Here is a 13,710-nt window from a genome sequence, read left to right as displayed (position 1 = left end):
GAAGAAACGGGTGGCGGATGAGCGGGGCAATGGTCGAAGGGACGCGCCCGGGTGCCAAAGTCGCAGCTGCAGGCGTGGGCGAGGCCGGGGAGCAGGAGCTGCGGCGGTTGCTGGCCGGCCTGACCGCGGTCCGCGACGGCGACTTCGGCATCCGGTTGCCCGGCGGGGCCGACGGCCTGCTCGGCGAGATCGCCACGGTCTTCAACGGCATGGCCGACCAGCTGTCGCTGTTCACCTCCGAGGTCACCCGCGTCGCCCGCGAGGTCGGCAGCGAGGGCCAGCTGGGCGGGCAGGCGAAGGTCCCCGGCGTGTCCGGCACGTGGAAGGACCTCACCGATTCGGTGAACGCCATGGCCGGCAACCTGACCACCCAGGTGCGGGACATCGCCCAGGTGGCGACCGCGGTGGCGAAGGGTGACCTGTCGCAGAAGATCGACGTCGACGCCCGCGGGGAGATCCTCGAGCTGAAGGACACCGTCAACACGATGGTGGACCAGCTGTCGTCGTTCGCGGACGAGGTCACCCGGGTGGCGCGCGAGGTCGGCAGCGAAGGCCGGCTCGGCGGCCAGGCGCAGGTGCCCGGCGTCGGCGGCGTGTGGCGCGACCTCACCGATTCGGTGAACTTCATGGCCGGCAACCTGACCGACCAGGTCCGCAACATCGCCCAGGTGACGACCGCGGTCGCGAAGGGCGACCTCTCGCAGAAGATCACCGTCGACGCCCGCGGCGAGATCCTCGAGCTCAAGAACACGATCAACACGATGGTGGACCAGCTGTCGTCGTTCGCCGACGAGGTCACCCGCGTCGCGCGGGAAGTCGGCACCGAAGGACGCCTCGGCGGCCAAGCCGACGTCAAGGGCGTCTCGGGCACCTGGCGCGACCTCACCGACTCGGTGAACTTCATGGCCGGCAACCTGACCGACCAGGTCCGCAACATCGCCCAGGTCGCCACCGCGGTGGCGAAGGGCGACCTCTCGCAGAAGATCAACGTCACCGCCCGCGGCGAGGTCCTGGAGCTCAAGGACACGCTGAACACGATGGTGGACCAGCTGTCCGCGTTCGCGGACGAGGTCACCCGGGTGGCGCGCGAGGTCGGCACCGAGGGACGGCTGGGCGGCCAGGCCGACGTCAAGGGCGTCTCCGGCACCTGGAAGGACCTCACCGAGTCGGTCAACGTCATGGCCGACAACCTCACCGCGCAGGTCCGCTCGATCGCCCAGGTCACCACCGCGGTCGCCCGCGGCGACCTGTCCCAGAAGATCCGGGTCGACGCCCGCGGCGAGATCCTCGAGCTCAAGGACACCATCAACACGATGGTGGACCAGCTGTCCGCGTTCGCGGACGAGGTCACCCGCGTCGCCCGCGAGGTCGGCACCGAGGGCAACCTGGGCGGCCAGGCGACCGTCCGCGGCGTGTCGGGGACGTGGAAGAACCTCACCGACAACGTCAACGTCATGGCGTCCAACCTGACCGGCCAGGTCCGCTCGATCGCGCAGGTCGCCACCGCGGTCGCGCGCGGCGACCTGTCGGGCAAGATCACCGTCGAGGCCAAGGGCGAGGTCGCGGCCCTGGCCGACGTCATCAACACGATGGTCGACACGCTCTCGGCGTTCGCGGACGAGGTCACCCGCGTCGCCCGCGAGGTCGGCACCGAGGGCATGCTCGGCGGCCAGGCGCGGGTGCCGAACGTGGCCGGCACCTGGAAGGACCTCACCGACAACGTCAACTCGATGGCGAACAACCTCACCGGGCAGGTCCGCAACATCGCCCAGGTGACCACCGCCGTCGCGCAGGGCGACCTGACCCGCAAGATCGACGTCGACGCCCGCGGCGAGATCCTCGAGCTCAAGACCACGATCAACACGATGGTCGACCAGCTCTCGGCGTTCGCCGCGGAGGTCACCCGCGTGGCGCGCGAGGTCGGCAGCGAAGGCCGTCTCGGCGGCCAGGCCGAGGTCGAAGGCGTCTCCGGGACCTGGAAGCGGCTGACCGAGAACGTCAACGAGCTGGCCGGGAACCTCACCCGGCAGGTCCGCGCGATCGCCGAGGTGACCAGCGCGGTCGCCGAGGGCGACCTGACCCGCTCGATCACCGTCGACGCCTCCGGCGAGGTCGCCGAGCTCAAGGACAACATCAACTCGATGGTCGAGTCGCTGCGCGAAACCACGCGGGCGAACCAGGAACAGGACTGGCTCAAGTCCAACCTGGCCACCATCACCGGGCTCATGCAGGGCCGGCGCGACCTCGCCGTCGTCGCGGCCGCGGTGATGGACGAGCTCGTCCCGCTGGTCAACGCCCAGTACGGCGCGTTCTACCTGGCCGACGACACCGCCGAGGTGCCCGAGCTGCGGCTCGTCGGCGCGTACGGCCACCCGGACGACGGGGACGGCCCGGCGGTCCGGTTCCGGGTCGGGCAGTCGCTGGTCGGGCAGGCCGCCCGCAGCCGCCGCGCGATCGCGGTCGACGACGTCCCGCCCGGCTACGCCACCATCTCCTCCGGGCTCGGCCGCACCGCGCCGGCCAGCCTGATCGTGCTGCCGATCGTGGTCGAGGACCAGGTGCTCGGGGTCATCGAACTCGCCTCGGTGCACGGCTTCACGACGGTGCACCGCGCGTTCCTCGAGCTGCTGATGGAGCAGATCGGCGTCAACGTCAACAGCATCGTCGCCAACGCCCGCACCGACGAGCTGCTCGGCGAATCCCAGCGGCTGACCGCGGAACTGCAGGCCCGTTCGGAGGAACTCCAGGCGCGGCAGGAGGAACTGCAGTCCTCCAACGCCGAGCTGGAGGAGAAGGCGGCCCTGCTGGTCACGCAGAACCGCGACATCGAGACGAAGAACCTGGAGATCGAGCAGGCCCGGCAGGAGCTGGAGGCCCGCGCCCAGCAGCTGACGCTGGCGTCGAAGTACAAGTCGGAGTTCCTGGCCAACATGAGCCACGAGCTGCGCACCCCGCTCAACAGCCTGCTGATCCTCGCCCAGCTGCTCGCGCAGAACCCGACCCGCAACCTGACCGCGAAGCAGGTCGAGTACGCGGGCATCATCCACTCCGCGGGTTCGGACCTGCTGCAGCTGATCAACGACATCCTCGACCTGTCGAAGGTCGAGGCCGGGAAGATGGACGTCACGCCGGAGCAGGTGTCGCTGCGCCAGCTCATCGACTACGTCGAGGCGACGTTCCGGCCGATGACCTCCCAGCGCAACCTGGACTTCCGGATCACCGTGGCGCCCGGGTCGCCGTCCGAGCTGCTCACCGACGACTCGCGGCTGCGGCAGGTGCTGCGGAACCTGCTGTCCAACGCGGTCAAGTTCACCGAAGTCGGCCTGATCGAGCTGCACATCGAGCCGGTGGACCCCGAACGGCTGCCCCGGCCGCTGCGGGCGCACGGGCCCGCCGTCGCCTTCCGCGTCACCGACACCGGCATCGGGATCGCCGAGCACCAGCTCGAATCGATCTTCGGCGCGTTCCAGCAGGCCGACGGCACGACCAGCCGCAAGTACGGCGGGACCGGGCTCGGCCTGTCCATCAGCCGCGAGATCGCGCAGCTGCTCGGCGGCGTGATCACCGCCGAAAGCACGCTGGGCGAGGGCAGCACCTTCACCTTCGCGCTGCCGGTCGCGCGCCCGGACTTCGCACCGCTGCCGGCGGGGGACCACCCCGGCACCGTCGTCGTGACCACCGAGCCCGGTGCCCCCGCCGCGGCGTCGGGCCCGCGGGCGTACCGGCGGCTGCTGGTCGTCGAGGAACGCCAGCACGGCCTGCTGACGCTCGTCGCCGAGAGCGCGGCCGCGGATCTGTCCGACAGCCGCGACATCGGCCTCTCGCCCGCCGACGTCGAGGTCGTGACGGCGGTCGGCACGCAGGAGGCGGCCGCCGCGCTCGCCACCGACGCCTACCACTGCGTGGTGCTCGACCTGGACCTGCCGGAGCGGACCGCGTTCACCTTCCTGGACGCGATGCAGGGCGACAGCGCGCTGCGGCTGGTCCCGGTGCTCGCGCACAACAGCCGGCGGCTCGACGGCGAACTCGAACAGCTCGTGCAGTCCCGCGCGGACATGCAGTCCCTGGAAGTGCTGTCCGGACTGGACGAACTGCGCGAGCGGATCGCGCTGCACCTGTCGGCGGAGGAGCCCGGTGCGGTGCTGCCACTGGTCCGCCCGGACGAGCCGGCCGCGCCGGTGCGCGCGGCGGACGTCGACACGACGCTGGCCGGGCGGACGGTGCTGATCGTCGACGACGACCCGCGCAACGTCTACGCGCTGACCGGGATCCTGGAGCTGCACGGCATGCAGGTGCTGCACGCCGAAGACGGCCGCAAGGGGGTCGAGACGGTCGCGTCGCACCCCGGCATCGACCTGATCCTGATGGACGTGATGATGCCGGAGATGGACGGCTACACCGCGACCGCGAAGATCCGCGCGATGCCGGAGCACGCCGGGATCCCGATCGTCGCGGTGACGGCGAAGGCGATGCCGGGCGACCGGGAGAAGAGCCTCGCCTCCGGTGCGACCGACTACGTCACGAAACCGGTGGACGCCGACGACCTGATCACCCGCATCAAGCGGCACGTGACGGCGTGATCGGCGACGAGCGGCCGGTCTCCGACGTCCCGGCCAACCTCGCGCGGCTGGCCGACACCGTCGCCCGCCTGCGCAGCGAAATCGACCACGCGCACGCCGTCGCCGACGGCCGCGCGCTGATCGAGCTCGCCAAGGGCGTGCTGATGGAACGCCTGCAGTGCGCGCCGGCCGACGCGGCGCGGCAGCTGGAGACCCTGGCCGGGCGGGCCGGGATGACGCCGCTGGAGTTCGCCGCGGACGTCGTCGGCGAGGCGGCCGCGGACCGGGTGACCGAGGTGGCGCAGGAGTTCCTGGCCCGCGCCGACGACTCCGGCGACTCGGTCGCGGTCCGGCTGCGGACCGCGGAGAGCGGCGTGCTCGCGGCCGGGGACACCCAGCGCGTCGCGGAGTCCATTTTGGACCATGCGCTGCGGCCGCTGGGCGCGACCGCGGTCGCGGTGTGGCTCGCCGGGTCCGACGGGTCGCTGACGCTGGCCGGCTCCGCCGGGTTCTCGGCCGAGGAGGCGGCGCGCTGGCGGTACGTCCCGCCGGGCGTGGCGACGCCCGCCCGCAACGCGCTGCTCGAGCGCGACACCGTCTGGTGCCCGACGCTCGCCGCTGCAGGCCTGCCGTCGATCGGGCAGCACAGCCTGTCCGGGGGCGGCCGGGTGACGGTGCCGACCGGGACCGGCGGGCGCATCATCGGCGTCGTCGAGATGTGCTGGCCCGACCCGCTGCCCGCGGAACCGGGGCGGCAGCGCCGCCAGCTGGAGGCCCTGGCCGAGCTGTGCGCGTACACGCTCGACACCCGGGAGCTCCCGCCGGCGGGTGACGTGCTCGGCGAGCTGGTGGACTTCATCGACGGCCTGTACGACCCGGCCGTGCTGCTGACGCCGTGCCTGGACGGCGGCGATTTCCGCATCCACCACGCGAACATCCGGTTCGCCGACCCGGGCGGCCGGCCGCGCAGCCGGATCGTCGGCACCCGGCTGCTGGAGACCTACCCGCTGGCCGCGGAGGAAAGCGGGCTGCTCGACAAGATCCAGCGCGTCTACGCCACCGGCGAGCCGTTCCGGGCCGACAGCGTGGCGATCACCACCCTGGTCGACCAGGTGCCGCTGACCGTGCTCACCGACGTCAGCGTCACGCGCTTCGCCGGGAACGTGCTGCTGATCCTGCGCATCCAGGACGACGCGGCGAAGCTCGCGGTGCTGCTGCAGCACGCCCAGCGGCTCGGGCGGATCGGCGGCTTCGAGGAGAACGTCGTCACCGGGGCGATCACCTGGAACATCGAGCTGTTCGCGCTGTACGGCCTGCCGCCGAACGCGTCGCCGCTGTCGCTGCACGACCTGGCCGAGCACGCGCACCCCGACGACGCCGGGGCGATCGGCCGGTTCCTGCGGGCGGTGCTGCACCACAAGCGGCCGTCGTCGACGGCGTTCCGGCTGCAGCGCTCCGACGGCGTCGCCCGGCACATCCGGGTGGTCGCCGAGCCGGTCGTCGACGGCCGCGGCGAGCTGGTCGCGGTCCGCGGTGCCTACCAGGACGTTTCGTCGCAGCACTGGACCGAGGTGGCGCTGGCCGCGACGCGGGACAGGCTGGCCGAGACCGAGCAGCAGGCGATCGAGCGCAACCGGCTGGCGCTGCAGCTGCAGCACGCGATCATGCCGCCGGCCAAGGGCCCGATCGACATGCCGGGCCTGCGTGCGGCGGTCCGCTACCGCCCGGCGGAGAAGGAGCACCTGGTCGGCGGCGACTGGTACGACGCGGTCGCGTTGCCGACGGGCGAGGTCCTGCTGTGCGTCGGCGACGTCGCCGGCCACGGCATCGACGCGGCGACGGGCATGGTGAGCCTCCGCAACGCCCTGCGCGGCCTCGCGGCGACCGGCGCCGGCCCGGCTCAGCTGCTGACGTGGCTGAACCTGGTGGCCTACCACCTGACGGACCACGTGACGGCCACGGCGGTGACGGCGGTCTACGACCCGGCGCACCGCAAGCTTCGCTGGGCCCGGGCGGGCCACCTGCCCCCGATCGTCCGCCACCGCGACGGAACGGCGACGACGCTGCCCCTGATCCGCGGCTCGCTGCTGGGCGCGGTCCGCGACGTCGTGTACGAGGAGGACGAGCTCCAGCTCGCGGAGGGCGACATCCTGCTGATCTACACGGACGGCCTGATCGAGCGCCGCGACCGCCCGGTCCAGGATTCGGTGTCCCGCCTGGTCACCTTGGTCCACGGCCACGACGGCGGCCTCGAGCACCAGCTGGACAGGTTGCTGACCTTCAGCACCGCGGACACCGACGACGACACCTGCGTGGTCGGGATCGAGGTCACCACCGCCTGACCGTGTCGACCCCCCAATCACGCGTGTCGACCCCCTAATCACGCGTGTCGACCCTCCAATCACGCATGTCGACCTCCCGATCACGGGGAGGCGCCGCTCGCCGGTCGGCCGGAGAAGCGGAACGGGCGTCGGCCGTGCTCCGCGGGGCTTCTCGCGTGATTGAAGGGCCATCACGCGTGATGGGGGAGCCGACACGCGTGATTGGAGGGTCGACACGGCGTCAGGGGTTGATGGCCAAAACCAGGAAGCCCGCCAGCAGGACCAGGTGGACGCCGCCCTGGAGGCGGGTGGCGCGGCCGGGGACGACCGTCAGGACGCTCACCACCACCGTCAGCGCGAGCAGGACGATCTGCGTCGCACCGAGGCCGAGCAGGAGCTGGCCCGGCAGCCACACCGACGCCAGCGCGATGGCCGGGATCGTCAGGCCGATGCTCGCGATCGCCGAGCCGTACGCGAGGTTGAGGCTGATCTGCATCCGGTCGCGCTGGGCCGCGCGCACCGCCGCCAGGGTCTCCGGCAGCAGGACCAGCAGGGCGATCACCACGCCCACGAACGACTGCGGGAACCCGGCCGCGCGCACTCCGGCTTCGATCGCCGGGGACTCGACCTTCGCCAGGCCGACCACCGCGATCAGCGCCACGAGCAGCAGCGCCAGGCTGCCCAGGGCCGCTCGGTTGGACGGTGGTTCGGCGTGGTCGTCCTCCTTGACCGCGCCGTCGGCCGCGACCGGGAGGAAGAAGTCGCGGTGCCGGACCGTCTGCGTCAGCACGAACGTGCCGTACAGCACCAGGGAGGCCAGCGCCGCGAAGGTCAGCTGGGTGGGGGAAAACGCCGGCCCCGGCGTGCTGGACGTGAACGCCGGGAGCACCAGGCTGAGCGTGGCCAGGGTCGCGACCGTCGCCAGCGCGGCGCCGCTGCCTTCGGAGTTGAACAGCGTCGAGCCGTAGCGGCGGGCGCCGACCAGCAGCGAGATGCCGACGATGCCGTTGGTCGTGATCATCACGGCGGCGAACACCGTGTCCCGCGCGAGCGAGCCCGCCTCCGGGCCGCCCGACACCATCATCGTGACGATCAGCGCGACCTCGATGACCGTGACCGCGACCGCGAGCACCAGCGACCCGAACGGTTCACCCACCCGGTGGGCGACGACCTCCGCGTGGTGCACCGCGGCCAGCACGGTCGCCCCGAGCGCGACGGCGACGACCCCGACGAAGACCGGGCCGAGGTCGCGGCCCCAGGTGAGCGCCAACACGAGCACGCCGACCACCGGGGTGACGGAGGTCCAGGACAGCAGGAAGGATCTCAGCGCGGCGACCATGCCTCCACCCTGTCACACCGGCCGGGATCCCGCGGGTCCGTACGGCACTTCTCACATCGTCCCTTGTGGACGGTTGCGGTCGGGCGCCACCAGCCGCGGGGCCGCTTCGACGACGTGCCGGCGGAAGCTTTCGCTCAGTGGTGGGAGGTTCCGGCCCGTCGCCCAGGCGAGGCCGATGTCGCGCGCAGCGTCCACATCGGTCAGTTCGAGGTGCGGCGCCGGGAACGCCGCCGTGTGCGGCAGCGGTACCACGGACACCCCGAGCCCGGCCGTGACGAGGCCGCGCAGCGTCTCGACCTCGTCGCCCTCGAACCCGATGCGCGGGACGAACCCGGCCTCGGCGCACAGCCGCTCGGTCGTCTCGCGCAACGCGTACCCCGGGCGCAGGAGGATGAACGTCTCGTCCGCGACGTCGGCGAGGCGCACCCGCCGTCGCCCGGCCAGCCGGTGGCGCGGCGGGACCGCGAGCCGCAGCGGCTCGACGAGCAGCCGCGCCCAGTGCAGCTGGGAGTGCCCGGGGTCGCCGCTGGTGATGACGAGGTCCGCCGTGCCCTCGAGGAGCTCGGCTTCGAGGCCGGCCTCGCCGTGCTGCCGCAGCTCGAACCGGGCGCTCGGGTGCTCGGCGAGGAAGCCGCTCAGCACGGCGGGCACCAGCCAGGTGCCGAACGTGTGCAGGAACGCCAGCGGGACGACCCCGGTGTCCGGCGCGACGAGCTCGCCGACTTCGCGCAGGCCCTGGTCGAGCTGGTCGAGCACGAGGTCGACGTGCCGCTTGAAGGCGTGCCCGGCCGGCGTCAGCCGCAGCACCCGTCCGGACCGGCGGAACAGCTCGGCGCCGGCGTCGCGCTCGAGCCGCCGCAGGGCCCGCGACAGCGCGGGCTGGGTGAGATGCGCCCGCGCGGCGGTCTCGGTGACGGTGGCGCCGGCCGCGACCTCGCGGAAGAGCCGCAGCGTCTCGACGTCCATGCCGCCAGTGTATGGAATTTCAGCCAATCAGGCATTGGACGCATCGATCATCCGGGGTCACGCTGGAGGCATGGCTACCGTGGCAGAACAACTGGTCAGGACCCTGCGCGACGCCGGGGTCGAGCGCATCTACGGCATCGTCGGGGACAGCCTGAACCCGATCGTCGACGCGGTCCGCCGCACCGACGGCATCGAGTGGGTCCACGTCCGCCACGAGGAGACGGCCGCCTTCGCCGCCGCGGCCGAAGCGCAGGTCACCGGCAAGCTCGCCGTCTGCGCGGGCAGCTGCGGCCCGGGCAACCTGCACCTGATCAACGGCCTGTTCGACGCCCACCGGTCGGGCGCGCCGGTGCTCGCGATCGCGTCGCACATCCCGTCGAACCAGATCGGCACCGGCTTCTTCCAGGAGACCCACCCGGACCGGCTCTTCGCCGAATGCAGCCACTTCAGCGAGGTCGTCGCGGACCCGGCGCAGCTGCCGCGGCTGCTGCGGATCGCCACGCAGGCCGCCGTCGGCAAGGGCGGCGTCGCGGTGCTGACCATCCCGGGCGACCTGGCCGACCGCAAGGCCACCGGCCCGCTGACCGAGCGCCTCCCGCTGGTGACGCCGTCGCCCGCGGTGCCGCCGGCCGCGGTCGTGCGGGAGCTGGCGGACCTGCTGAACTCCGGCGAGAAGGTGATGCTGTTCGCCGGCGCGGGCGTCCGCGGCGCGCACGACGAGGTCATGGAGCTGGCGGAAAAGCTCGCCGCGCCGGTCGGGCACTCGCTCGGCGGCAAGGAGTGGATCCAGTACGACAACCCGTTCGACGTCGGCATGAGCGGCCTGCTCGGCTACGGCGCCTGCTACGACGCGATGCACGAGGCCGACCGCATCGTGCTGCTGGGCACCGACTTCCCGTACGACAACTTCCTCCCGCAGGCGCGCACGATCCAGGTTGACCACGACGCCTCGCGCCTCGGCCGCCGCACGCCGCTGGATCTCGCGGTGCACGGCGACGTGAAGGAAACGCTGCGGGCCCTGCTCCCGCTGCTGCGGCCCCGGAGTGACCGGGGGTTCCTCGACCGGATGCTGCGGGAACACGTCCGGAAGCTGGAGAAGGTCGTCGGCGCGTACACGACGAAGATCGAGCACCGCCGCCCGATCCACCCGGAGTACGTCGCTTCGGTGCTCGACGAGGTCGCCGCGGACGACGCGGTGTTCACCGTCGACACCGGCATGGGCAACGTCTGGGCCGCGCGCTACCTGACGCCGAACGGCCGCCGCCGCGTGCTGGGTTCGTTCCGGCACGGCAGCATGGCGAACGCGCTGCCGCACGCGATCGGCGCCCAGCTCTCCCAGCCCGGCCGCCAGGTGGTGTCGCTGTCGGGCGACGGCGGGCTCGCGATGCTGATGGGCGACCTGCTGACGCTGCCGGCGTACGACGTCCCGGTGAAGGTCGTGGTGTTCAACAACGCCACGCTGGGCATGGTGAAGCTGGAGATGCTGGTCGACGGCCTCCCGGACTTCGGCACCGACCACGCTCCGGTCAACTTCGCGGCGATCGCGGCGGCCTGCGGCGTGTTCGCCGAGCGCGTCGAGGACCCGGACGACGTGCGCGGCGCGCTGGAGAAGGCGTTCGCCCACCCGGGGCCGGCGGTGGTCGAGGTGGTGACGGACCCGAACGCGCTGTCGATCCCGCCCCGCATCACGGGGGAGATGGTGCGCGGATTCGCGCTGGGCGCGACGAAGACGGTGCTCAACGGCGGTGTCGGCAAGATGGTCGACCTGGCGCGGGCCAACCTGCGCAACACCCCGCGGCCCTAGCTGTCCACTGTGGACCCTCCCGGCGCACCCCTCTTGGCTACGCACGGTGGTGATCGACCACTCGTTCGGCTGCTGGGGGAGGGGCGGGGTTGCCTCCTACCGTCGAGGGAGTGCTCGCCGTAGGCGTCGTGGGAGGTGTGACCGGCGTGCTCGTGGCCCTCCAGCGAACCGGTGCAGACCGGCCGCTCCCGCCGGCGGCGGAACATCTGGTGGCGTTGCTGCGATCGTGGGGCCCGGGCCCGCAGCACCTGACGGGGTTGGCGCTGGCGGGCATCACGCTGCAGGGCCGGCTGGGCCCGCGGCGGGTGGACGCCCTGGTGTTCACCCGCAGCGGAGTGGTGGTGATCGCGGCCCACGAGCCGGGGCCGGCGGAGTGGCCGGGTCCGGGAGACCGCACCGGAGCCGCGGTGGCGGCGGCGAGGGGCGCCCTGGCCGGCCACGAAGGCGGCCGGCACGTGACGGGCCTGGTCGCGGTCGTCCCGCCGGCGGAACCGCGGGCTCCGGGCGAGCCGGAGTTGCGGCTGGGTGAGTGGGCGGCGGTCCGGCAGGCGAGCGCGCCGGACGTGGCCGCCGGTGACGGGTCGATGGCTGTCCTGCCCGAGGTGGACAGCCGTGCCCGGGAAGCCGAACGACCGAACGGCGCCCCGCCCGCCGGTGACGGGTCGGTGGCTGTCCCGCCCGAGGTGGACAGCCGTGCCCGGGAAGCCGAACGACCGAACGGCGCCCCGCCCGCCCTCCGCTGGCCCGACCCGCACCCGGTGCCGAACGTCGCCGTCGTGCTCGCCGAGCCTCGCGGCTTGCGGCGGATCATCGCCCAGCACAACCGGTGGCGGACCGTCTGGTCGGCCGACGACGTCCTCGACGCCTGCTACGCCCTCTCCCTCGCGCACCTCGCCCCGCCTCGGGCCGCGCTCATCGCCGACGGGTTCCCCGCCCGCCTTCCCGTTCTCGACCGGCTGCCGGACCTGCCCGCCGTCATCCCCGTGCCGCCCGAGCCGCCGCCGGTGGCCGAGGATGCTCTCGATCCGTGGACTCCGCCCGTGCGGGTCAGCGTCTTCCCGCGGCAGCGGCCGATCCGGGACGTCCCGTGGGGCCTGCTCTTCGTGCTCACCGTGCTCGTCGCCGTCGGGGTGGTGGCCGCCGTCTTCGTCGCTCAGGTCTTTCACGGATCTTGACCCGTTCGGATCGCGCCAACTAGGCCATCTGCACCGTTTCCCCCTCGCGGCCGCTGGGCACCTCCCGGTAGCTGTGAAAGGGGTTCACGATGCCGCGCACCCGAGCGCTTGTCCTTCTCGCCGTCCTCGCCGGTTCGTCGCTCACCGGCTGCAAGCTCGCCGACGAGCTGGCCTCCGGCGCCGGTCCGGTCACCGAGGCGCCCGGCACGGTCGCCGCCCCGCGGATCGCGCCCGCCGAGGCGCGCACCGAGCTGGCCGCCCTGAAGGTCGCCGTGCGCGGGACCATGGACGGCTACAGCCGGGACGAGTTCCCGCACTGGGACAAGGTGGACGCGAACTGCGACGTCCGGGAGCAGGTCCTCAAACGGGACGGCAAGGACGTCAAGACCGACGCGCAGTGCGCCGCGAAGTCCGGCACCTGGGTCAGCCCCTACGACGGCGAGACCTGGCACAAGGCGTCCGATCTGGACATCGACCACATGGTCCCGCTCGGGCAGGCCTGGATCAGCGGCGCCAAGAGCTGGACGCGGGAGCGGCGCGAGCAGTTCGCGAACGACCTCGTCCGCCCGCAGCTGAAAGCGGTCACCGACAACCTCAACGAGCAGAAGAGCGACAAGGCCCCGGACGCCTGGAAGCCGCCGCTCGTGTCGTACTGGTGCGCCTACGCCACCGACTGGATCGTCGTGAAGCGCAACTACGGCCTGGCCATCACGGTCCCCGAGCAGAAGGCGCTGGAGACCATGCTGGACCACTGCTAGAACGACCGCGCCGCCGCCACCGCCTGGTCCGCATAGGACTGTCCGAAGAGGACCGTGTGCACCAGCAGGGGGAACAGCTGGTGCAGCCCGATCCGATCGCGCCAGCCGGTCGCCAGGGGCGCCGCCTCGTCGTAGGCGGCCACGACGCGGTCGAGGTGCGGGCAGCCGAACAGGTGCAGCATCGCGAGGTCCGTCTCGCGGTGCCCGCCGTGGGCGGCCGGGTCGATCAGCCACGCCTCGCGCCCGTCCCACAGGACGTTGCCGTTCCAGAGGTCGCCGTGCAGCCGCGCGGGCGGCTCGGCCGACGCGGGGACCCGCCCGCAGGCCCGCTCGAACAACGCCGCTTCCGACGCACCGAACGTCCCCGCGTCCACCGCCAGCCGGACGTAGGGCAGCACCCGGTCCGCCGCGTACCAGGACGCCCAGTCCTCCGCCGGGACGTTGGCCATCGGCGCCCGGCCGATCCACGCGTCCGCAGGGCCGTCGGGCGGCGGGGCGCCGAACGCCGGGGCGCCCGCGGCGTGCAGCCCGGCCAGCCCGCGGCCGAAGCGTTCCGCCGCCGCCGCTGACGGGCGTCCGGCCGGGACCCGGTCGATGACGAGCCGGTCCCGGTCGAGACTGCGGATGGCGGGCACCGGCACGGTGCCGGCCGCGGCCAGCCAACGCAGGCCGGCCGCCTCCGCCGCCGTCGCGCCGGGAGCGTGGCCGCGCTTGACGAACACCTCGCCGGAGTCGGTCATGTCCGGCACGGTACCGGCGCGCTACGGTGGTCGCCGAAGACAGGGGGA

At 72.7% G+C, this 13,710-nt stretch carries 8 protein-coding genes; 5 read left to right on the top strand and 3 right to left on the bottom strand.

Annotation, left to right across the window (positions count from 1 at the left end; genetic code table 11):
* The first annotated feature begins 29 nt into the window (after positions 1 to 29).
* Together H5965_RS25855 and H5965_RS25850 are read left to right on the top strand one after the other, a co-directional pair.
* Entirely contained in the window at positions 30 to 4,580 is a 4,551-nt protein-coding gene (locus H5965_RS25855; protein ID WP_310973223.1) for a HAMP domain-containing protein, read from the top strand.
* Entirely contained in the window at positions 4,577 to 6,901 is a 2,325-nt protein-coding gene (locus tag H5965_RS25850) for a SpoIIE family protein phosphatase (protein WP_310972837.1), read from the top strand. Before H5965_RS25855 ends, H5965_RS25850 begins: the two co-directional genes overlap by 4 nt.
* A gap of 220 nt (positions 6,902 to 7,121) precedes the next feature.
* Here the strand turns inward: H5965_RS25850 and H5965_RS25845 are convergent, their stop codons facing one another.
* Together H5965_RS25845 and H5965_RS25840 are read right to left on the bottom strand one after the other, a co-directional pair.
* Positions 7,122 to 8,219, bottom strand: coding sequence for an ionic transporter y4hA (locus H5965_RS25845; RefSeq protein WP_310972836.1), 1,098 nt, complete (start codon positions 8,217 to 8,219; stop codon positions 7,122 to 7,124).
* A gap of 51 nt (positions 8,220 to 8,270) precedes the next feature.
* A complete protein-coding gene (locus tag H5965_RS25840) occupies positions 8,271 to 9,185 on the bottom strand; it encodes a LysR family transcriptional regulator (RefSeq protein ID WP_310972835.1) in 915 nt (304 codons plus the stop codon).
* Positions 9,186 to 9,255: 70 nt separating this feature from the next.
* On the opposite strand from H5965_RS25840, the gene H5965_RS25835 reads away from it, so the two are divergent.
* From H5965_RS25835 to H5965_RS25825, 3 genes are all read left to right on the top strand, one after another.
* Positions 9,256 to 10,989, top strand: a complete 1,734-nt coding sequence (locus tag H5965_RS25835; protein WP_310972834.1) for a pyruvate dehydrogenase — start codon at positions 9,256 to 9,258, stop codon at positions 10,987 to 10,989.
* Positions 10,990 to 11,198: 209 nt separating this feature from the next.
* Positions 11,199 to 12,164 (top strand): hypothetical protein, encoded by a 966-nt coding sequence (locus tag H5965_RS25830; protein ID WP_310972833.1) that lies wholly within the window; start codon positions 11,199 to 11,201, stop codon positions 12,162 to 12,164.
* Positions 12,165 to 12,253: 89 nt separating this feature from the next.
* The gene (locus H5965_RS25825) at positions 12,254 to 12,922 is read left to right on the top strand and encodes an HNH endonuclease family protein (protein WP_310972832.1); all 669 of its coding nucleotides are present in this window, start codon (positions 12,254 to 12,256) and stop codon (positions 12,920 to 12,922) included.
* On the opposite strand, the gene H5965_RS25820 is transcribed toward H5965_RS25825, so the two are convergent.
* On the bottom strand, positions 12,919 to 13,662 hold the full coding sequence (locus tag H5965_RS25820; protein ID WP_310972831.1) for a fructosamine kinase family protein: 744 nt from the start codon (positions 13,660 to 13,662) through the stop codon (positions 12,919 to 12,921). The genes H5965_RS25825 and H5965_RS25820 overlap by 4 nt on opposite strands.
* Positions 13,663 to 13,710: the final 48 nt, after the last annotated feature.

The sequence above is a fragment of the Amycolatopsis sp. 505 genome (assembly GCF_031625235.1).
Taxonomy (GTDB): domain Bacteria; phylum Actinomycetota; class Actinomycetes; order Mycobacteriales; family Pseudonocardiaceae; genus Amycolatopsis.
Note: the sequence above shows the minus strand (reverse complement) of the source record. Positions and strands in the feature narration are given on the sequence as shown.